General features: G+C 61.6%; 11 protein-coding genes and 1 pseudogene. 5 read left to right on the top strand and 7 right to left on the bottom strand.

From position 1 onward, the window contains the following. Window positions 1–11 precede the first annotated feature (11 nt). On the bottom strand, window positions 12–3,407 hold the full coding sequence (locus AC13Q5_RS01410) for a UvrD-helicase domain-containing protein (protein ID WP_488501151.1): 3,396 nt from the start codon (window positions 3,405–3,407) through the stop codon (window positions 12–14). Continuing rightward, window positions 3,407–6,061 (bottom strand): PD-(D/E)XK nuclease family protein, encoded by a 2,655-nt coding sequence (locus AC13Q5_RS01405; RefSeq protein WP_488501150.1) that lies wholly within the window; start codon window positions 6,059–6,061, stop codon window positions 3,407–3,409. Before AC13Q5_RS01405 ends, AC13Q5_RS01410 begins: the two co-directional genes overlap by 1 nt. A 293-nt stretch (window positions 6,062–6,354) precedes the next feature. Between AC13Q5_RS01405 and AC13Q5_RS01400 the strand changes: the two genes are divergently transcribed. From AC13Q5_RS01400 to AC13Q5_RS01380, 5 genes are read left to right on the top strand one after another with little or no spacing between them, the layout of a single operon-like run. Continuing rightward, on the top strand, window positions 6,355–7,239 hold the full coding sequence (locus AC13Q5_RS01400; RefSeq protein WP_488500649.1) for a BrxR family helix-turn-helix transcriptional regulator: 885 nt from the start codon (window positions 6,355–6,357) through the stop codon (window positions 7,237–7,239). Between the two features lie 22 nt (window positions 7,240–7,261). Then, on the top strand, window positions 7,262–10,777 hold the full coding sequence (locus AC13Q5_RS01395) for a protein NO VEIN domain-containing protein (protein ID WP_488500648.1): 3,516 nt from the start codon (window positions 7,262–7,264) through the stop codon (window positions 10,775–10,777). A gap of 10 nt (window positions 10,778–10,787) precedes the next feature. Then, a complete protein-coding gene (locus tag AC13Q5_RS01390; RefSeq protein ID WP_488500647.1) occupies window positions 10,788–12,419 on the top strand; it encodes a hypothetical protein in 1,632 nt (543 codons plus the stop codon). Window positions 12,420–12,426: 7 nt separating this feature from the next. After that, window positions 12,427–15,219 (top strand): DUF1156 domain-containing protein, encoded by a 2,793-nt coding sequence (locus AC13Q5_RS01385; RefSeq protein WP_488500646.1) that lies wholly within the window; start codon window positions 12,427–12,429, stop codon window positions 15,217–15,219. A 13-nt stretch (window positions 15,220–15,232) separates the two neighbouring features. After that, the gene (locus tag AC13Q5_RS01380) at window positions 15,233–18,529 is read left to right on the top strand and encodes a DUF499 family protein (RefSeq protein WP_488500645.1); all 3,297 of its coding nucleotides are present in this window, start codon (window positions 15,233–15,235) and stop codon (window positions 18,527–18,529) included. A 246-nt stretch (window positions 18,530–18,775) separates the two neighbouring features. On the opposite strand, the gene AC13Q5_RS01375 is transcribed toward AC13Q5_RS01380, so the two are convergent. From AC13Q5_RS01375 to sfsA, 5 genes and pseudogenes are all read right to left on the bottom strand, one after another. Then, window positions 18,776–19,129, bottom strand: a complete 354-nt coding sequence (locus AC13Q5_RS01375) for a DUF1016 N-terminal domain-containing protein (protein ID WP_488500644.1) — start codon at window positions 19,127–19,129, stop codon at window positions 18,776–18,778. Further along, window positions 19,072–20,313, bottom strand: a complete 1,242-nt coding sequence (locus AC13Q5_RS01370) for a tyrosine-type recombinase/integrase (protein WP_488500643.1) — start codon at window positions 20,311–20,313, stop codon at window positions 19,072–19,074. The genes AC13Q5_RS01375 and AC13Q5_RS01370 overlap by 58 nt, the downstream gene beginning before the upstream one ends. Window positions 20,314–20,511: 198 nt before the next feature. Beyond that, a pseudogene (locus AC13Q5_RS01365) lies at window positions 20,512–21,225 on the bottom strand (JAB domain-containing protein); the annotation flags it as partial. A 3-nt stretch (window positions 21,226–21,228) separates the two neighbouring features. Continuing rightward, entirely contained in the window at window positions 21,229–22,065 is an 837-nt protein-coding gene (gene map, locus AC13Q5_RS01360; protein ID WP_075852473.1) for a type I methionyl aminopeptidase, read from the bottom strand. 2 nt (window positions 22,066–22,067) lie between these two features. Continuing rightward, entirely contained in the window at window positions 22,068–22,814 is a 747-nt protein-coding gene (sfsA, locus tag AC13Q5_RS01355) for a DNA/RNA nuclease SfsA (RefSeq protein WP_488500642.1), read from the bottom strand. Window positions 22,815–22,824: the final 10 nt, after the last annotated feature.

The following is a 22,824-nucleotide window of genomic DNA, read 5'->3' as shown; positions in this document are numbered from 1 at the left end:
GACGTCCTCCGTCACGCCGCCATTGTCTGCGGGGAGGGCGCAACGATGATTACTGTTGCGCTCGTCATCAGGACGATCAGGCCCTGTTCGGCTCCGGTCATGTCGAGATAGGCGCGCACCTGCGCACGATAGTGGTCGAGCGTTCGCGGATCTGGGTTCACATCGCTCTTCCAGTCGATGACCACGACCGGCCGGCCGTCGGGGTTGACCGTCAGCGCATCGGCGATGCCCGCCGTCGCGACAAGTTCGGTGTCTTCGCTGCGAAGAGCGTAGACCGGAAATTCGGCGAGCAGCGCGGGCCGCAGGGCCGCGATCTCCGGTAGCGCCAGCGTGCGCGTGACGCAGCCGGCCAGTTCCTCGGGGGCTAGCCCTGCGGCCGGATCGGCGACGGGGATCTTGCCGAGCGCGCAGATCAGAGACTCAGCGCGTATGGCGAGCGCGCGAAGGGCGTCAACGGTCTGGCCGGTCAGGACTTCTTCCATCAGCTTGTGCAGGATGAGCCCGCGTTCGCGGCCCCCTTGCATGGGGGCGGGAGTCTCGATCTCTGCGGGCGGTTCATCGTCCGAACTGGCCCAGATGCCGGCTTCCTCCTCCATCAACACTGTGCCGGTTGCATTCTCGTCGCGGCTCGGGGCGAGCCAGGTCAAATGCACCTGCCGATCTGCGATCGCGCTGGCCTCGGCGGCGAAACTGTCCCGTGTCTGATCGTTGCTGGCGCTCCCGGCCGCAACGATCGGATCGAGCGGCAAGTGCGACGCATCAAAGGCGGGAAGCTCGGCGAGGGAGAGATCGACAAGACCGATCCAGGCCGACTTGGAGGGCGTAACATCGAGCCGCGGCAGAATCAGCAGTTCCCGGGCGCGCGTCGCCGCGACATACCAGAGGCGAACGCGTTCGCGGTCCAGTTCATCCTTCTCGGCCTCACGCACAACGTCATAGCGAGACGGCACGACGCCGAGGACCGGGCAATAGAAGGTGTCGGTCTGGCGATCGATCACGGCGCTGTCGTGCGCCATCACACCGGTCATGGTGTTAATGGGAATGACCACCGGCCATTCGAGACCTTTGGCGGCGTGCATTGTGAAAAGCGCGACGGCTTCTTCCTGCGCGTCCGGCCGGCCCTCGACCGCGCGCGCCTCATCGGTCCAGGCCGCCGTCATCGCCTCCGAGAAGGCCCGCAGGCCACGCACCGAATAGCTGGTCGAGAGGCTGAGATAGAGATCGACATTGGCGAGCGCGCGCTCGGCCTGACCGCGATGGCGGTCGAGCAGAATGGGACGCAACCGCAGGACATCGACGGCTTGCGAAAGCAGTTCGTGCGGCGTCGTGCTGTTGCCGCGCCGATAGAGCGCCTGCAGCTTCTCGACTACATCGCGTGCAAGCGGATGGCCGATCGCCGCCAGGTCGACACCAAGATCGAGGCGGGGAATTCGGTCGGGCTCGTCCTCGGACCGGGGAAGCGCCCAGACGATGTCCAGCAGTTCCTCCTCGCTGAGCCCAACCAGTGGGCCGCGAAGAAGCGCGCCGAGCGCCAGGGTGTCACGGCGGTCGGCCAGCACCCGGGTCAGCGCAATAAGGTCTTGAACCTCCTGCCGGCGGAACAGGCCCTTGCCGGCCTGTGTCGCCACCGGAATGCCGCGCCGTTCAAGGGCTTCCTCATAGCGCCACAGGTCCGCGCCGGTGGGCGCAAGTAGGGCAATGTCGCCCGGCTGGCAGGGGCGTTCCGCACCGGCCTTGCGATCCAGAACCGGATGGCTGCCGATCAGCCGGGCGCACAGGTCAGCCACGGCATCGGCTTCGGCGTCACGCTGCCGCTCGGCGCTGGCCTTGCCGTTCTCATCGGCGACGGCGATGTCGATCGCGGCAACGCAGACGCCTTCACCGCGATCATCGTGGAAGGGATCGAGCGCCGTGAATCCGGGCTGACCATCCGCCGACAGGATCGCCTCGAAACGCTCGTTGACGAAGGTGAGGATCGAGGCGCAGGAGCGGAAATTGGTCGAGATCGACATGAGGCCGTCGGCATCCTGCGCCTCGAAGGCAGAGCGGGCCTGGACATAGGCACCGACGTCGGCGCCGCGGAAACGGTACACGGCTTGCTTGGGATCGCCCACAAGGAAGAGCGCGCCCGGCCGAATCCGGAAGCTGGTCCAATCCCGCGGATCGTCCCCGGGTTCGCCGCACAGGCGCCAGAAGATCTCAGCCTGCAGCGGATCGGTGTCCTGAAATTCGTCGACGAGCACCTTCGCGTACCGCTGGCCAAGAGCCTGCCGCACTGCCTCATGATCGCGCAGCAGATCGCGAGCGGCATAGATGAGGTCGTCGAAGTCAAGCTGGGCGCTGGCGCGCTTGTGCTCGTGATAGCGGTCCAGGATCGGCCGAGCCTCATCGATCAGCGCGGCGAGAACCTGACCGGAAGCTGCCTGAAGGAGGGCGTCCCAGGCCGAGCAGCACGCCTCGAAAAGAGCTTGAGCGGTATCGTTCAGTCGCTCGCCGTCAGCTTTGGACAGACCCGCCTGCTTGGCGGCGGTCGCCCACTTGCCCTTCTTCCGGTAGGAGGAAAAGGTTCCGGCCTTGGTGCAGAGATCAGGATGGGGACGCGAGACCAGCAATCCAACCAGGCCTGCGGGTGTGGCGGATTCTGCGGCGGTCGGCAGCGCCGTTGCCATTTCGGAGAACCGTACCGCGAAGACCTCCGTTTCCGGTTCGCTGGCGCCTGCGGCATGCATGAAGGCGGCAAGGTCGTCTGCCGCCTGCCGGAATACCTGCAGATGATCGGCCAGCGGTGTCACTGCTGGCGCCGCGAGGCCTCTGCGGCGGCGGAGAGCTTCTGCGATCTTGTGCATCAGCGCCACGGTCTCGCCGGGGCTGTGCAGCACCATCTCTGCCAGGATGCCGCCATGCCCGCCGGACAGGCGCTCGCGCAGCCAGCCATCGACGATTTCGAGAAAGGCGAGATCGGCTTGGTTGCGGTCCATGATGGCCGCACCCGGATCGATATCGGCCTCGGCGGGATAGGGCTTGATCAGGCGCTGACAGAAACCGTGGATGGTTGAACAGGTGATTTCGTCAATCGCGGCGGTCGCCGTGATCAGATTATCGCGCTGCGCCTGCGAAAGCCCGTCGGGCAGACCCACTGCAAGCTCGGGCGCGATGTGGCCTGCGGCGAGGTCGGCGACGAAATCCCGGACGCGCGCGAGGAGCTCACTCGCCGCCAGTTCGGTGAAGGTGACTGCGGCGATTGCGCGTGGTGCAACGCCCTGCGCCAGCATGACGGCGATGCGTCCGGCCATGACAGCGGTCTTGCCCGACCCTGCACCGGCCTCGACGAGGATGGAACGATGGTGATGGCTGATCGCGTCACGGCGGGCGCCATCGTCCTTGAGTGCCTTCGACATCATGTTCATCATTCCGCCTCCCAGACCTGAGCGACATCGCCGAGCCGCTCGGTCGCGGCGGTTTGTTTGCGTTTGCAATATGTGGCGCTGGCATTCGCCGGCAGGGCAAAGGCGAGATCGTCATAGTCGCCGCCCGTATCCGGACCCGGCAATGCGGCGCCGCTCGACAATGCAATTCGCGCCGCCTTCAGATAACCCGTGATCTCGGCTAGCACGGCTTCGGGTTCATCGAGCTGAAGATCCAGCGGTTCGCGCGGGTAGAGCAGCGAGGCGCTGATCGCGACGTGATTGCCCAAGAGCGCCTTGACAGCGAAGGCATAAAGACAGCGCTGAAGTTCGCGCCCGCCGTTCAGGCGGATGTCGCTCTTTGGCGGCCGGCCGGTCTTGTAGTCGCGAACGAGTGCCCGGCTACCGTCACCGGCAATGTCGAGCCGGTCAATGTAGCCCGCAATCTGGAAGCCCGTGTCCGGGATCGTCACGGGCAGGTTCGCATCCCAGGGAAGTTCCGCCTGAGATTTGGGTTCGGACCCGCCGAAGGGTACTTCGCCATAGGAGCGGCTGCCGGGCAGATGGTGGTCGCCGTAGGTGAGAGCCTGACTGGAGAGAAGGCGTGCGTCGCCAAGCGTCCGGCCCCAAATGACATTGGGCGGAACTGGCCGCTCGCTTTCCCATTCGGCAGCTACCGCGTCCGCAGCTTCGCCCACGGCTGCGTCGATGGCCGCCGCATTGGCGGAAGCGAGTCCTCCGCTCGATTCCAGATTCCGCAAGGCGCGATCAAGCACCAGATGGATGAGATCACCTGCCGCAAGTGCGTCGAGCACAAGGGGCTCGGCACTGCTTTGCGGGGTCTTCCAACCGAAAGCGTAGCGCCAGAGGAAGCCGAGCGGACTGCGGAGCAATGTCTTGAGCGAGCTGGCCGACTGGGTGCGCGCGAGGATCGCGAGAATGAGCGGATGATCGGGCCGCACGAGGCCATCGTGGGGCGTGACGTCGGCTTGGCGCCAGTCGCTCCAGCAAGTGCGTGCGCTGACCGCCTGGGGATCAGCGGCGAACTCCTGCGGCCGGGCCATAAGCCGATCGGTTTCGCTGAAGGCACGCGTGGGGATCGCGTTGCGGCGCAGATAGGTTTCGTCTCCATGGCCGGCGAGCAACGGGCTCCGACCGAGCAACCGGCCGTCGCTATCGCGCCGCGCCCGTGACAGGACCACCTCGCCGGAGGTGGTCGCGAGGATCGTCTCGAAGTCACGACGGTCGGCCAGGCTGACGGGAAGCGGGTCGAGCTCGGTGGTCGGGATAATGTGGTCCGGGATCAGCCGGTCCTCGGAAATCCCGCGTGGCCAGCGCGAGGAGTTGAGGCCGATCAGGCGGACGAAACGGCGAGGCGATGCCGCGAGCGCACTGGCCGGCATCCAGGCGACCGAGACACATGCTTCCAGCCCGTCATCCTGTTTCAGCATTTCGAGCGTGACATCGATCGAGGCGGCCGGCCCGGCGAGCAGCGCCTTGCGCCAGATCGACAGGGCTCGGCCCTTGAGGAAGGCTTCACCGATCTCCTGCGCCGCGTCCGGTCCCTTCGCCAGCAGGTCGACCGCCGTGCGCAACTCGGGGACATGGTTCACGCCATCGGGCCAATTGTCCGGCTTGAGGCGAGTCAGCAGGCGGTTCCAGGCCGTAGACGTGGACAACGGCGCATCGCTCGGGAGGACGCGCAACCAACCCTCAGGAAGCGAGGCCAATGGCGCCGAATCCCGGCACAGGGCCGCAAGGCGGCGCAGGCGCGATTGCGAGAGACCGCGCACGACGATGTCGGCAAGCGCTGCGGCTGCTTGTCCTTCGCGGGTCGTGGCGGTCCGGACGCCGTGAACGAAATGCAGGTCGATATTGGCGTCGGCGCGCAGCGCCAGGAAATGGTCGTCATAGTCGGCTGGCGACGCCGTGGCGATCGCGATGTCGGAAGGCGAGACGCCTGACGTAAGCAACGCGCGCGCCCAGCGCATGGCCTCAATGGCTTCGTGATAGGCGGTCGCGGCGCTGACGGAACCAACCGCTGGCCCTTCCGCCTTGGTCTGTACGACAATGACGCCGCTATCGCTGAGCCAGTCCGGGACGGAACGGGGGCCTGCCGTCCATTGCACCGGAATCAGCGCAGCGAGTTCCTTCGCCAGGGGACGCCAGCACGGAGACAGCTCAGTCAGCCCGGCAATTTCCATTGAGCCGATAATGGCCGGTGCGTGGGCGATACGCCTGCTGGCTGCGGCGACAATATCGAGTGGCCGCATCATCCCGTCGGGAAGCTGAGCGAGAACGGCTGCCTCCAGGTGGGCGATGGCGTCGAGACGCGGGTGACCGGTCGACCGCGCAGCCAAATCGATGCCGGAGCGCCAGGCCTTATGCAGCGTGTCTGCGGCCGCGCCGATCATGCCCGGCAGCATCTTGATGCTTTCCAGCTCACCCATCGGCGTGGTGGGAAGGACCGCCTGGATCGCCGCGCGCAGGCTTTCCTCATCGATCGGTCGGGCGAATCCACCCGCGAGCCGCACGGCGGCTTGCTCGAAGGACATGATCTGGAGGCCGTGGCGACCGCTGCGGGCGGCCGCGAGACGGGCCTCGCGCATCGCGAGGCGACCATGAATGACAAGAGTGGACCGACTCGCGGCTGTCATCGCCATTCCCCCTCTCCGGACTACTTCTTGTTCGGGCGCTGCGTCAGCGCCGAGGCTGCCGCGCTTTTTGCGGCTTTGCTGCTCTTGGGATCCCGCAGAACCTTAGATGCGGCGCTTGCCGCTTTCTTGCTGGTCACTTCGCGGTTTGGACTACGCTTGGGCATTGCCGTTCCTCACGAATTTCGAGCTCGCCACCATTGACGAGTGGGCATTATGCGAATAATAGTTATACGGATCGCGGCGGCTTGTCCATATACTTTTTATCCGCATGTGCGATTTGGAGGCGAAGTGTAATGGTCGAAGGCGCCACGGCGTTGAAATGGGGTGTGGAGCGCCGGCTCGAATTCATCGAGTTCCGGCTGTTCTGGGAGGGCTCGATCAATCGTGCCGACCTCGTTGAGGTATTCGGTGTGTCGGTTCCGCAGGCATCGAAGGACTTGACGCTCTATCAGGAGCGGGCGCCTGGAAACATGGAATATGACACTCGCGCCAAGCGCTATGTCGCCGCCGAGCAGTTCGTTCTGCGTTTTTTGGAGCCAGACCCCTACGTCTATCTCTCGCAACTTCGCTCGGTTGCCGAAGGCGCTGTGCCCGCGCACGATTCGTGGATTTCGGCGCTTCCCAGTGCCGACGTCGCACTGACCCCGCGGCGGGACATTGACATCAAGGTTCTGCGCAAGATCCTCGACGCCAGCCGCGAGCGCGTCTCCCTAGACATTTTCTATCAGTCGATGAACCAGGCGCGGCCGGAACCGATCTGGCGCCGGATCACGCCCCACGCCTTTGGTTATGACGGTTTCCGCTGGCACGCCCGGGCCTATTGCCACCTTGAGCACAAGTTCAAGGATTTCCTGTTGCCGCGTGTTCTAGAGGCTGGTGCGAAGGGCGAGCCGGGCGTGGCTGGTGAGCAGGATTGGCTCTGGAACAACTATTTCGATGTCGTTATCGGGCCGCATCCCGCGCTCACGGCTAGTCAGAAGAAGGTCGTGGCCAAGGATTACGGGCTTGATCACGGCAATGGCGTACTCACAGTCCGGTACGCGATGCTCTTCTATGTTTTGAAGCGTCTGGGGTTGCTTGGTGACGCGGCAAAACAGAGTGCCCATACTCAGCATATCGTGACAATCAACCGCAAAGAGACTGAAGCCGCGCTTGAGAAGGCGGAGTTTCAGCTATGAACGAACGGGGGAGCGCCGACTGATGGCGGCACGGCTTGAGGAAGTAAAGAACGGCGCATCCGTGCGGGGCGTGGCCTCGGCGCAGGCCGTGCATGTCATTTCGGTCGACTGGATCGGCGATCAAGCGATCAGCGTCGTTTACCGCGATCACAATGGCGCAATAGCCGAGGCTATTCTTTACCGGGACGACGAACATCGTCTTGAAGTCGAGCAGAACGGACGGCCCTGGTCGTTCGACGCCGATGGCGCGCTGCTGCGCCTGGTGACGGAGGCCAACCGCATCAAGCTGGCGCATTATTTCGACCCGTATCTGGCGATCCATACGAGCTTGGTCGATCCGCTGCCGCACCAGATTTCGGCCGTCTATGGTGAAATGCTGCCGCGGCAGCCGCTTCGCTTCCTCCTCGCAGACGATCCCGGCGCCGGCAAGACGATCATGGCCGGGTTGCTGATGAAGGAATTGATCGCCCGCAGTGATTTGGAACGGTGTCTCGTCGTTGCTCCGGGCAGCCTGGTCGAGCAATGGCAGGACGAACTCGGCCAGAAGTTCAATCTCGAGTTCGATATCCTATCCCGCGACATGATCGAGAATTCGCGTTCGGGCAATCCGTTCGGCGATCGGGATCGGTTGATCGTCCGTCTCGATGTGCTGGCGCGCAACGAGGAGCTTCAGGAGAAGCTCGTGAGCGCGCGCGAATGGGATCTGATCATCTGCGACGAAGCCCATCGCATGTCGGCCACTTATTTCGGCGGTGAAGTCAAATACACGCGCCGCTACCAGGTCGGTCAGAAGCTCGGCCAGGTCTGCCGGCACCTGCTGCTGATGTCGGCGACACCGCACAACGGCAAGGAAGAGGATTTCCAGCTTTTCATGGCGCTGCTCGACGGCGATCGGTTCGAAGGCCGCTTCCGCGACGGTGTCCACTATGCCGACACCGAAGACATGATGCGACGGCTTACCAAGGAGGAACTGCTGAAGTTCGATGGCCGGCCGCTGTTCCCCGAGCGGCGGGCGCGCACCGTCAAGTATCAGCTCTCGAAGGGGGAAGCGGCGCTCTACACCGCCGTCACCGAATATGTGCGCACCGAAATGAACCGCGTGCAGCGGTTCGCGGAGGGTGATGGGAAGAAGCGCAACAATGTCGGCTTCGCCTTGCAGATCCTCCAGCGGCGTCTCGCGTCTTCGCCGGCTGCCATCTATCACTCCCTTAAGCGGCGCCGCGAGCGGCTGGAGGGCGAGCTGGGCGAGGCGCGCCTTGCCGCCAAGGGGCGTCGGACAGGCATGGGCGACTCGGCGATTAGCGCCGACATGCTGCGCAACATCGAGGAATACGGCCAGGAGGAGATCGACGAGCTTGAGGATCTGATCTCGACGGGTGCGACGACGGCCGAGACGGTCGAGCAGCTCGCGCTGGAAGTTGAGACACTGAAGGGCCTGGAAACGATGGCGCTCGGTGTGCTGCGCTCGGGCGTGGATACGAAGTGGAGCCAGCTCAATCGCATCCTCGACGACGATCTCATGATCGATGCCGCTGGCAATCGCCGCAAGCTGATCATCTTCACGGAGCCCAAGGATACGCTCCACTACCTCCTCGACAAGGTGCGAGCGCGGCTCGGCAATCCCGGAGCCGTTGAAGTGATCCACGGCGGCGTGTCGCGCGAAGAGCGTCGCAAGGTCGTTGAACGCTTCATGCAGGACAAGGACATGCTGGTCTTGATTGCCAACGACGCGGCCGGCGAAGGCGTGAACCTTCAGCGTGGCCACCTTATGGTCAATTACGATCTGCCGTGGAACCCGAACAAGATCGAGCAGCGATTCGGCCGCATCCACCGTATCGGCCAGACCGAGGTTTGCCATCTCTGGAATCTCGTCGCGGCCGATACGCGCGAGGGCGAGGTTTATGCCCGGCTTCTCGAAAAGCTGGAAGCGGCGCGCGAGGCGTTGGGCGGCCGGGTTTATGACGTGCTCGGCGAGTTGTTCGACGGTGTGGCGCTCAAGGATTTGCTGTTCGAAGCGATCCAGTATGGCGAGAAGGAAGAGGTCAAAGCGCGCTTGTTCCAACAGGTCGATGGCGCTGTCGATCAGGCGAACCTGCTTGAGTTGCTGCGCCGCCGTGCACTGACCAATGACACCATGCCGGGAGCCAGGGTCGAGGAGCTGCGGCTTGAAATGGAGCGCGCCGAGGCGCTGCGTCTTCAGCCGCACCACATCCAGAGCTTCTTCGTCGAGGCGTTCCAGCATCTGGGCGGCCGGATCAAGCGCCGCGAGGAAGGGCGCTGGGAGGTCACCCATGTGCCCGTGCGTATCCGCGAGCGGGATCGTCAGATCGGGACCGGCGCGCCGGTCCAGACGCAATATGAGCGCATCTGCTTCGAGAAGAACAAGATCAACCAGCAGCCGGTCGCGGCCTTCGTCTGCCCCGGCCACCCGCTGCTCGAAGCCGTCATCAGCCTGATCCGCGAGCAGTATGAGCAGATCATGCGGCAAGGCGCGATCCTGGTGGACGAAACCGATGCCGGTGACGCGATATCGGCAATCTTCCTGCTAGAGCACACCGTCCAAGACGGCCGCGTCACCAGCGTGGGCAAGCCGCATGTGATTTCGCAACGGCTCCAGTTCGCCGCAATCGATAAGGCCGGGAACACCGTCAACGCCGGCATCGCGCCGCATTTGAATCTGCGACCCGCTAAGCCGGAGGAGGTCGCCAGCGTGCGTGGCCTGCTGGACGAGAGCTGGCTGACCACCGATCTGGAGAAGGCCGCGATCCGTTTTGCGACGGTCGAGTTGGCCCAGGGCCATGTCGCCGAGGTCAAAGCGCGGCGCCTGCCCGAGATCGATAAGGTCGAGCAGGAGGTTCGCGCGCGGCTCAAGAAGGAGATCAACTACTGGGACTCGCGCGCCTTCGAGCTCAAGGAAGAGGAGCGGGCCGGCAAGAAGACGCGGGTGAACTGGCAGAACGCCCAGCGCCGGGCAGAAGACCTGGCGGACCGACAGAAGCGCCGCATGGACCAACTCGAGCGAGAGCGGTTCATTTCATCGCAGCCGCCGAGAGTGCGGGGCGGCATGGTCGTCATCCCGCGCGGCCTGCTGGAGGCACGTCAAGTACCCGACACGGCGGTGGGCGCTCCCGGCCACTTCTCCGAAGATTCAGAAGCACGCCGTCGGATCGAGCTTGCGGCGATGGAAGCCGTTATGGCGGCCGAGCGGGCGCTCGGGAACGAGCCGGCCGACGTCTCTGCCCAGAAAATCGGTTACGACATTGCTTCCCACGATCCGAAATCGGGGCATCTGCGCTTCATAGAGGTCAAGGGACGTATCGACGGCGCAGATAGCGTGATGGTCACGCGGCAGGAGGTCATCACCTCCCTACATGAGCCGGAGAAGTTCATTCTCGCCATCGTTTCGGTCACCGGCGGTCTCGCCCATGCGCCGCGCTATGTACGCGGCCCGCTCGTTGAGCGTGAACCGTCATTCTTGGAAACCGCAATACAATTCGATTTGCGCCGCTTGCTCGAGCGGACCTCTGAGCCGACATGAGGGGGAAACGATGAAGCAGGCTGTGGAGCATATTTCCGGCGAGGATGCTGAACGACGTATTTTCGTTCAGATATCTTCTCAAGTCGGACTTGTTGTCAGGGGCAACAATGTTTTTCGAACGTTACAAGAGAGGGTCCTGAAGTGGGGGTTTGATCCCGGTAGGAACCTCAGGAACATTCCCGCGGGCGCTTGGGAAGGCGAGACGTTCGAAATCGATCAGGACAATTCCGAACAAGCTGAGGCTGTCAAGCTGGACCAGCCTCGGTATTGGGCTTTTCGACTGCGAGAACGTCTGAAGGATACATCACGTATCTGGACCACCGAAGTTGGAATCGCTGAACGTGGCTCCACCGAGGCAGTGATTGGTGTACGACTTATCTGTGCTCAGCGCGGAAATGCGGAGCCAATTCCAAGGTCAATACCTAGTTTTGTTCGTGGCATAGCGTTCACACAAAATGCCTTCCTTGATGGACGTCGCACGTCCGCTGAGCCTTGGGTCGTGGACACAGATCACGGTGTCGACGAGTTGATCGAATTCCTGGAAGCGCCTAGCCGTCATCATCCCGTTGTTGTCTTCGCTACACCTGAGGGGAGCGAAAACCCGGATGAAACTGCGACCCCGGTCCGTCCTTTCATTCGAAAAGTGGTTGGTTTTGCACATGCGGTGATTCTGACTTCCGACGCGGCATTTGCCCTTACGGACCGCCTTGGTCGTGAGTTTTCGGTATATCGCCAGGCAGTTAGAACCTATAATCCCGGCTTCGATCCAACATCTGATCTCCCAAGCGATCATCCGCTTGCCTCGGCGTCGCGCATTGCCGGTTGGGGCGAAGGCGCCGACTTCGCTTTCGCAGATTTTCTGGTGGAGCAGACGCTCCGCATCACGCGGCCACGAGATGTGTTGGAGCGCGAGCAGCCGTCGTTCCAGCACATCAAACGGATTGCTGCACAGCAGGCCCGCGAGAGCGCCTCAGCAGCGGGACAAAGTGAAGCGGAAATTTTGCTGTTGGTCGATGAGGAGTTGAAGGCGGCAAAACAGGAAGTAGAAGCCAGTCTAGAATTGGCTCTCAATGCTGATGCCGAGCGTCAACAGGCAACCTCGGAGCTTGGACAGATCAAAGCAAGCTATATGGCGCTGCAGCAGCGTCTGGATGCCCTTCTTGCTGAGGGTAAAGCGAACAATATCGTTGAGATCCCAGATACTATTGATGTTGTCGAAAACTGGTCGCGAACGCATCTGAGCGGCCAAATAGAATTGCATCCACGAGCAATGAAGGCCCTGCGCGACTCGAATTTCAAAGACGTAGCGTTCGTCTACAAAGTGCTTCTTATGATGCGCGACTATTACGTTCCAATGCGGCGCATAGGGGGTATCGAATACAAAAACAAATTCGAGCAGAAGTTGGCCGAGTTGGGACTGGAAAATACTCCCTGCTTTTCGCAGCAGAATAAGGCCAAACAGTTTGGTGGGGAGTATTTTGTCCGATACCAAGAATCCAAAAGAGAGCTGGATTGGCATTTGAAGGGAAGCGACAGTCGCGACGGAAGGCTGGGCTTTCGACTTTATTATTTTTGGGATGCTGAGACCGCCCGCGTTATCGTCGGGTATTTGCCTGGGCACCTGAGCAACGACATCACGTAGAGGCATCATGACCTATAAAAAGAAACTCATTGAAGTTGCTATCCCACTTGAGGCCATTAACGCGGCGTCTGCGCGCGAGAAGTCAATTCGGCATGGGCATCCGTCCACGTTGCATCTGTGGTGGGCGCGGCGGCCGCTGGCGGCCTGTCGCGCGGTGCTGTTCGCCCAGCTTGTCGATGATCCGTCGAGCGACCTCGAAAAATTCCCCACGCATGAAGCGCAGGAGGCCGAGCGCAAGCGGCTGTTTAGCATCATCGAGGAATTGGTGTTGTGGGAGAACTCGACCAACGAGGAAGTACTGGAACGAGCCCGCACTGAAATCCGCAAGAGTTGCGGGGGCGAACTGCCGCCGGTCTATGATCCGTTCTCGGGTGGTGGGTCTATTCCATTGGAGGCGCAACGCCTCGGCCTACCCGCTTATGGGTCGGATCTGAATCCCGTCGCAGTGATGATCGGCAAGGCGGTGATTGAGATCCCGCCGAAGTTCAAGGACAAGGAGCCGATCCATCCTGGTGTCAAGGACCGGCAATTCTACCGCCATGCTGAAGGATTGGCCGAGGATGTGAAATTCTATGGCGAATGGATGCGTGAGAAGGCGTGGGAGCGCATCGGGCATCTCTATCCGCAAGTGGATCTGCCAAAGGAAAACGGCGGAGGACAAGCGACTGTGATCGCCTGGATTTGGGCGCGGACGGTGCCCAGTCCAGATCCCGCGTTCGCGGGCGTGCAGGTGCCGATCGCATCAAGCTTCCTGCTGAGTTCGAAGGCTGGGAAGGAGGCTTGGATCGAGCCCATCGTGGACCGTCAGGCTAAAACCATCACCTATCGCATCCGGCATGGCGGAACAAAGGCTGAGATTTCCGCGGCCAAGGAAGGGACGAAAGCTGGGCGCGGCGCAAACTTTCGTTGCTTGATCTCGGAAACAGCGATCACGCCCGACTACGTCAAACAGACGGGCCGGGACGGCAAAATGGGGCAGACGTTGCTTGCAATTGTAGCAGAGGGCAGCCGCAATCGAGTACCTGTCGCGCCGTCTGACGAACAAGCGGCCATCGCGTTGTCGGTCAAGCCGAACTGGAAGCCGGAAACTAGCTTGCCGGATGATCCGCGCAATTTTCGGACCGTCGACTACGGCATCACTACTTTTGGCGATCTATTTACAAATCGGCAGTTGATGGCACTGAATACCTTCAGTGATCTCGTGCACGAAGTGCGTGCACAAATCGAAATCGATGGCGTACTGGCGGGCCTTTCTTCCGACCCGACGCCGCTCCGCGACGGTGGCAAGGGTGCAAAGGCTTATGCCGAAGCGGTCAGCGTCTACTTGGGAATAAGCGTCAGTAAAGCATCAGTCTTTCTCAACGCGCTTTCTCGATGGAGAGCGGGTGAAAGCAAGACGGCGCCTGCATTCGGTCGCCAGGCAATACCGATGGTTTGGGACTACGCCGAAGTTAACCCGTTCGCAGGTGCTGGCGGTGACTTTCAAGGCGTCGTTATGGGCGCTTCTGGAATGCTTGACAGGCTGAGGGCTGCTGCTGACGGCCGCTTGGTGCACCATGATGCCCAGACCGTCGAATATCCCCGCTCGACTGTTATCTCGACCGATCCACCGTACTACGACAACATCGGCTACGCGGATCTATCGGATTTTTTCTATTGCTGGATGAGGCCTGTCCTTCGTTCGGTTTATCCGGATGGCTTTAGCGTGCTCGCCACCCCAAAGGCAGAGGAGCTAATCGCAGCACCTTATCGTCATGGAGGAAATGAAGCGGCAGAGGCATTTTTCCTTGAAGGAATGAGCCATGCGATCTCCAACATGTCCAGTCAATCATCTGACGACTATCCTGCAACAATCTACTACGCATTCAAGCAAAGCGAAGTCAGTCAAGATGGTGTGAGTTCAACAGGATGGGCTACATTTCTTCAAGCCGTCGTTGAGGCTGGCTATGCCGTAGTCGGAACGTGGCCGCTTCGTACCGAGATGGCGACTCGAATGATTGCCTCTGGCACAAACGCCCTCGCCAATTCGGTCGTTCTGGTATGTCGCAAGAAGGAGGTCACTGCTGAGATCATCACTCGTGCCGAGTTCGTTCGCGCGCTGAAGCGTGAACTACCGCCGGCAATCGCCGAGCTTCAAGGCGCCAACATCGCTCCCGCTGATATGCCGCAATCGGCAATCGGCCCGGGCATGGGAGTGTTCTCGCGCTACAGGGCCGTCCTGGAATCCGATGACAGTCCGATGAGCGTGAAGACCGCGCTTCAGCTCATCAATCGGGAGCTGGACGAATATCTCGGCGGCATCCAGGGCGAGTTTGATGCGGATACGCGGTTCGCCATCACTTGGTTTGAGCAGAACGGTCTCAAGGCGGGCGATTATGGCACAGCCAACAGCATCGCCACAGCCCGCGGTATCTCGGTCGACAGTGTCAAGCACGCGGGGATCGTGGAAAGCGCCGCCGGCAAAGTCCGCATCCTTTCACGCGATGAACTCGATGATGATTGGGATCCGGAGGACGACCGTCACCTGACTGTGTGGGAATGCCTCCAGCATCTGGTCCGTCTGCACGAGAAGGACGGCATATCTTACGACACTGCGGTCCTGCTGAAAAGGATCAACACACATGTCGAGGCGGTGAAGGATCTCGCCTACTGCCTCTACGATATCAGTGCGAACAAGCGGAAGGATGCGAAAGAGGCCACGGCCTACAACGCTTTGATCGCCGACTGGACCGAGCTGACGAAGGCTGCGGCGGCCATCCATGACACGCGCGGGGATCGTCAGATCCGGCTGGATATTTGAGGGGAAACGGGACGTGGCAAAGAGTACGCGCCAATATGTGTTTGAAGGGATGGAACTGCTGCCGGCGGCGCTGATCCCCTTCGTTGAAAAGAGGCTCGAAACCTCCCTCAAGGGGCACTGGCAGGTCCAGGTTCTGGAGAAGCTGTCGAACCTGCGCCCCAACAGCAACGGTGAAGTCGGCTGGGATCAGGCCGCGCTGTTCAACGCGATGGATCGTTTCTGGACCGAGGCGTTCAAAGCCGTCCTCGGCCGCGCCGAGCGGTCGCTGGTAAACGAGCTGAGCGATGTCCGCAACAAGCTCTCGCACAACGAGACCTTCACCTATGACGATGCCGAGCGCGCGCTCGATTCCATGCGCCGGCTCATGGAGGCGATCAGCGCCGGCGAGACGGCCGAGCAACTCGGCAAGATGCGCGACACCATCCTGCGCACGAAGTTCACGGAACTGGCGCGCAATGAGGAGCGGCGGAAAACCCAACGCCTGGAAATCTCGGTGGAGACCGTGGCGGGCCTGCTGCCGTGGCGCGAGGTGGTCGAGCCGCACCAAGATGTCGCGACCGGCGAGTTCCAGCAGGCTGAGTTCGCGGCCGACCTCGCCAAGGTCCATTCGGGCAGCGCGCCGCCGGAATATCGTGATCCGCGTCAATTCTTCAGCCGCACCTATCTGACCGAGGGTCTGAGTGCGCTGCTGATCGGGGCCGCGAAGCGGCTTTCCGGCAGCGGCGGCGATCCGGTAGTCGAACTGCAAACCAACTTCGGCGGCGGCAAGACGCACTCGATGCTGGCCCTGTATCACATGGCCGGGCCGACGCCGGTGCAGGACCTGTCGGGTCTGGACCAGTTGCTCGACAAAATCGGCCTGGAGGTGCCGAAGAGCATCAACCGGGCGGTGCTCGTCGGCACGTCGCGGGGACCGCAGGACGTGCTCCACGTCGAGGGCGACAGGAAGATCCGCACGACCTGGGGCGAACTCGCCTGGCAGCTCGGTGGTGCCGATGCCTTCGCCATGGTGGCGGAGAATGACGCCAGTGGCATTGCACCGGGCTCGAACCTTCTTGAGGCGCTCTTCAAGAAATACGCGCCATGCCTGATCCTGATCGACGAATGGGTCGCCTATCTGCGTCAGATATATAAGGTCGAGGGGCTGCCGTCGGGGTCGTTCGACGCGAACCTGTCTTTCGTCCAGTCGCTGACCGAGGCGGTGAAGGCCAGCCCCGGCACCCTGCTGGTGGCCTCGTTGCCGGCCTCGCAGATCGAGGTGGGTGGCGAAGGCGGTCAGGAGGCGTTGGCCCGGCTCAAGCAGACCTTCAGTCGCGTGGAATCGTCATGGCGGCCGGCAAGCCAGGAAGAGAGTTATGAGATCGTCCGGCGGCGGCTGTTCAAGGAAGTCCCCGGAGACAAGTTTCATCACCGTGATAACACGCTGAAGCAGTTCGCCAAGCTGTACCGGGAGAACGCCAATGAGTTCCCGCAGGGTTGCGCGGATGAGGACTACCGGCGGAAGCTGGAGAAAGCCTATCCGATCCATCCGGAGCTGTTTGACCAGCTCTATACGAGCTGGGGTTCGCTCGAGAAATTCCAGCGCACGCGCGGCGTCCTGCGCTTGATGGCGCAGGCCATCCACGAGCTTTGGATGAATGCCGATCCGTCGGTGATGATCATGCCGGGCAGCGTGGCGGTGAGTTCGCCGCGTGTGGAACCGGAATTGCTCCACTATCTGGATGTAAGCTGGCAATCCATCATCGCTGGCGATGTCGATGGCACGGCGTCCACCCCGTACAAGGTCGACCAGTCGGCGCCCAACCTGAACCGCTATTCGGCGACCCGGCGCGTCGCCCGTGCGATCTTCATGGGGACGGCACCCACGCATCAGCAGCAGAACACCGGCCTCGACGACAAGCAGATCAATCTCGGCGTTGTGCAGCCGGGCGAGCGTCCGGCGATCTTCGGCGATGCCCTGCGCCGTTTGACCAATCAGGCCAAGTTCATGCACGCCGATCTTGGTCGGTATTGGTACTCGATGTCGGCGAGCCTCAACCGCGTCGCGGCGGACAAGGCGGCGCAGATCGAGGCGGCGCTGGTCGACGTGACGATCGACGCGGAACTCGGCAAATATGTGAACGGTCTCGCCGATCGGGGGCATTTCGACGCCGTGCAGGTTGCGCCGGCCTCATCGGCTGAAGTCCCCGATGAAGCGGGCGGCGTGCGTGCCGTCGTGCTGGGCGTCAAATATCCGCATAACGGCCGCGACGGCTCGGAAGCGCTGGTCGAGGCGAAGGACATCCTTATGCAGCGCGGCAGCACGCCGCGTGTCTATCGTAATATGCTGGTGTTCATCGCTGCGGAAGCCCGCCAGCTCGATCATCTGAAAGACGCCGTGCGTGCTTCCCTGGCTTGGGGTGAGATCGTCCGCGATACGGAGCGGCTCAATCTCACCCAGAGCGACAGCGCGCTTGCCAAAGCCAAGCTGGCCGAGGCGAACGAAACAATGAAGACGCGCTTGAAAGAGGCGTGGTGCTATCTGCACTATCCGGCTCAGGAGAGCGCCCAGGCCGATTGGGAGTGGCAGTCTGGCAAGATCCCAGCGCAGGACGGCCTGCTGGCGCGGGCCAGCAGGAAGCTGGTGGCTGAAGAAGGTTTGCTCGTTGAGTTGGGGCCGTCGCGCCTTGATCGCGATCTCCAAAAATATATCTGGAACGACAAACCTCACTTGTCGCTGAAAGATCTGCGGGAATATCTCAACCGCTACATCTATCTGCCGCGCCTCAAGGGCCAGGACGTTCTGGTCAAGGCCGTACAGGCGGCCGTGAGCGGTATGCTGCCCGGTCCGTTCGCTTATGCTGAGCGATGGGACGAGAAGTCGGACACCTATCTGGGACTGGCGATCGAACGCGCGGTGAACGCTGTAGTCGTGATCGACAGCGACAGCGTCATTGTGAAACCGCCTGTGGCAGAGGCCTATCGTCCTGTGCTCACCCCGTCCGTTCCGGCCGACACGCCCACAGGTCCTGGTGACGGCGCGCTACCCGTCGGCAGTCCGCCAGAGGGCGATGGACCGACTGCGCCGCCGGTAGAAAGAAAACCAACGCGATTCACTGGTACGGTGATGATCTCGCCGGAAAGACCTGCGAGGGACATCCATCAGATTGTTGAAGCCATCGTCGAGCAGTTGACAACGCTACCGGGTAGCGATGTGAAACTTCGACTGGAAATCGATGCGGAGGTCCCGTCGGGTCTCGATCGCGCGAAGGTACGCACCCTCATAGAGAACGCAAACACCCTCGGATTTATGGAAAAGTCTGTGGAGTAAGAAGCGAACGAAGTTCTCTGAGATCTGAGGCATTCACTATCGTCGGTCCAAGATTGCAAGCTGCTCGGGCATTTCGAGCAGCTTGAGGGCCGTCGGTGGCCACTCTTCATCGCCGACCAACTAAGGTGCGTTCTCCGGTGACTTGAGGGCGTCGAGGAGGCGGACGTTATGGCCCCAGGGCAATAGTGCAACAACCTGTTGCACGAATTCGCGGTCGGGCCAGGCCGCGGCGATGCGATATAAACTTCAGGTTTCGGCCGAGGGCCCAGTCATCTCCGGGAAAGCTTGGCCCAGGTCGCCGGCCAGGCGGTCGATGACTCTGGCGCCCCAACCCTCACGCTCCTGCCGGCCCAGAATGTCGCGACCAATGGTCCAATAGAGGACCACCAACTCGCGATTGATCGACAAGCCAGCCCGGTGGCGCGCAGCAGCGATCTTCTGCTTCAGATCTCCGACGAGGGTGCGTAGGTCCTGTGCGTCGATTTCTGCGGCGGGATCGGATCTCCTTGCGTGACAAAGGACGGGTTTCTGCAGCCGGGAAGTCACGCGGCGACCTTCAAGCGCTTCTTCGCCAACATGGCGCGGACGAACTTGTCCCATTTCGCCATCCCGGCCCGCTTCTCGGCCATGTAGTTCCAGCGGTCGTAGTGCTTGGAGCTGACGTCCTGCAAGGCGTGGTTTTGCAGTCGATCGCGGATTTCTTTTGGAATGCCCGCCTTGCCGGTTAGCGTCTTGAAGGTCCGGCGCAGGTCGCGATTCGTCACGTAGGGGATTACGCCGCGATCCCGCTGACGCCACATGAACGAATAGAGCGTGCCGTGGCTGACGGGTTTCGACGGGTCCTTGGCCGAAGGGAAGAACCAACCGTATTCATTGACGTTGATTGATGAGATTAGCTCTGCGGCCAGAGCCGGCACCGGGACGGCGTGGGGCTGGTCGTTCTTGGTCTTGGACCAGTCGATGATCTTTTCTTTCGCGTCCCATTGGTCGATGTGGAGATTCGCGATCTCCTCGACCCGCTGGCCAGTCAACATGAGGATTCGAACCGCACGGGTATATGGCGGATGGACAGGCGTGTCGGGACACTCCAGCCAGCGATAGAGCTGCACGAATTCGTCCTCGTCGAGCCAGCGCGTGCCCTTGACCTTTGGTTCTGTCGGAATACCTGCGGCCGGATTGAAAGGGATACGGAATCGGCGAGCGGACTGCTGCCGATAGTCGTTGTCGGACTTCATGCCCCAGCTAAAGGAGGCATGGAGATAGGATCGCACATGATCAGCCATCGACTTCGCGCCGCGCTCGTAGATTGGACGGATCAGCTCGATGATTTCCTCGGCTTCGATCTCGCGGGCGAGGCGGTTGCGTCCGAGCGTGTCGGCAATTTTGTTCAGACCCTTTTCGGTTTCCTTCCAGGACGGTTTGTCCGCAGCTTTGAGCGACGCGACGTAGCCCTCAAAAAGATCGGCTACGGTGCCGGGGCGCGTGTCGGTGGCGATCTTGATGCTTCGGCCCTTTTGGATGACGTCGGCATAGTCGCGTTTGAAGATCTCACGGGCTTGGCCGAGCGTCATTGACGGGTAGGCGCCGATCTTCTTCTTGGTGCGCTTCCCATCGCGCCATTGCTGCGCCATCCAGTCGGCCGTGACGCGCTTCGGCATGGGCTTGAGGACGAGGACAAGACGACCGGTGCCGCGCCCTTCGCCGTCGGCGAGGTTTTCTTGCTTCTGACTCATCTCGACGCGCTTCAGCGCATGTCGGATCGCTGTGTCGGTCAGGCTTGGCATGGCGTTCCTCCTGGTCCCGCAACTGGGATCGGTCGAGGAGAAACGGGGATCGTTTGCTGGGATCGGAAAGCCGTTTTCAACCCCTCTAACCGCCCCCAATTTGCCACAGCCGCCGCCTGTACGCAATGCACGAAAATCAGCTAATTCCTTGATGACTCAGTGGTATTGAGCGTGACCCAGCGTGATCGAAAAGGGGGTAGTGGGATGGTTGTGCACCAGAATCACCGCCGATGCGGATAGTTCGAGCGCCCGTTTGACGACTTCGCGCGGGTAGACGGGCGTATGATCGACCGTGCCGAAACCTTGAACCTCGTCGGCGATAAGAGCGTTGCGCTTATCGAGAAATAGCAGGCGGAATTGCTCGCGTGCCTCGTGCGCCATCGCGGCGTGACAATAGTCGATGAGCGCTTTCCAGGAGGAAAGCACCGGCTTGCCCGTCAGCTCGCTTTTCAGCATACGCTGTCCGACGCTCGCAACCAGCTTCAGATCGAGCGCAACGGCATCGCCGACGCCACTGACTTCGGTCAGCAGGTTGATCGGCGCGCCGAACACGCCGCCAAGCGTGCCGAAACGGGCGAGCAATGCCTTGGCGATCGGCTTCGTGTCGCGGCGTGGGATCAGCCGGAAAAGCAGCAGCTCGAGAATTTCGTAATCAGCCAACGCCGCATCGCCGCCATCACGGTAGCGATTGCGCAGCCGTTCGCGGTGACCATGATAATGGGCCTCCACGTTCGTTGGCGCGGACTTGGTGGCCGGCGCGGATTTGTTGGTCTGTGAAACGGGTTTGGCAACCTGTTGGGCGAAGAATAGCCGCTCGTCCAGCAGCGGCGCATCTTCCAACGCCTCCGTCTTCCCACCGCTATCGAGGGGCATGTTGCCATGTCCGTTGGAAGAAGCGGGACGTTTCGCCATGAACTATCCCTGCAGCGGCAGCAGGCCGGGGCGGTCCAGACCGCCAGGCGATAGGGTGAAGATTTCGCAACCCGTCGCAGTGACGCCGACCGTATGCTCATATTGCGCCGAGAGCGAACGGTCGCGGGTAACTGCCGTCCAGCCGTCTCCGAGCACCTTCACATGCGGCTTGCCGAGATTGATCATCGGCTCGATGGTGAAGATCATACCTTCGCGCAGCTCCGGGCCGTCATTGACGCGGCCGTAATGCAGAATATTCGGCGAGTCATGGAAGAGGCTGCCGACGCCGTGGCCGCAGAAGTCGCGCACGACCGAGCAGCGCTCGCCCTCGGCATAGCTCTGGATCGCTTCGCCGATGGCGCCGGTGCGGGCACCCGGCCGGACGGCGGCGATGCCGCGCATCAGGGATTCGTAGGTAACTTCCAGAAGACGCTCCGCCGAGCGCTTGATTTCGCCGACCGGATACATGCGGCTGGAATCGCCGTGCCAGCCATCGAGCACATAGGTCACGTCGATATTGACGATATCGCCTTCGCGCAGCGGCTTGTCGTTGGGAATGCCGTGGCAGACAACATGGTTGATCGACGTGCAGGAGGACTTCATGTAGCCGCGATAGTTCAGCGTCGCCGGATAGGCGCCGTGATCCATGCCGAATTCGAAAACGAAGCGATCGATGACGTCGGTGGCTACACCAGGCTTGACGATGGCAGCCAGTTCATCGAGGCAGCGGGCGGTCAGCTGGCATGCCTTGCGCATTCCCGCAAAGGCATCCTGCCCGTAGATGCGGATAGCGCCCGTATTCTTCGCCGGCGCCGTTGCCGCTTCGATGTAATTCACCATGACTAGCCTTTGGTAGAGATCTTAAACTGTTCTAATGCAGCTATGCCGGGTTCGTCTATCGGGATCAACCCGGCAGGCGCGATTTCCGTCGGCGAAACCTTGCATTTCAGCGCATAGACTTCGACGCCACGCGCCAAAGCACGATCATAGGCCCGAGCGTAGACCGGATCGAGATCACCACAGATCCGGAAGCGGTCGCAATCGTAGCGCTGGATCACGAAGAGCATGATGGCCCGGTAGCCGGCCTCTGCCATATCGCCAAGCTCTTCCAGATGCTTGGCGCCGCGTGCCGTTGCCGTATCGGGAAATTCTGCGAGAGCCGGCCGCCGCATGAAGTGGACGTTTTTCACCTCGACATAGGTGGTTGTCCGCAAAGGGTCAGTCAAGAGCAGGTCGATGCGGGAGTTGCGACCATAATTCTGTTCGCGCTTGACCGTCGTGTAATCGCCGAGATCGGAGACTTGTCCGAGCGCGATCGCTTCCGCCGCGATGCGGTTCGGCATCCCGGTATTGACGCCGACCGTGGTGTCGTCGGCTTCGATCAGCTCGAAGACATGACGGTATTTTCGCTTCGCGCCCTCATGTTCGGAGAGCCATATGCGCGAGCCGGGCGTCGTCAGGCCAAGCATCGAGCCGGTATTCGGACATGAGCCGGTGATGAAGGTCCCATCCTCCAGCTCGGCATCGAAGAGGAAGCGCTTGTAGCGCGAAATCAGACGGGCAGGGACGAGAGGCGAAGGAAACTGCATGATCGGGTGG

The organism is Martinezella sp. CNPSo 3964, from assembly GCF_057784375.1.
This window is presented reverse-complemented; position numbering and strand designations above follow the sequence as displayed.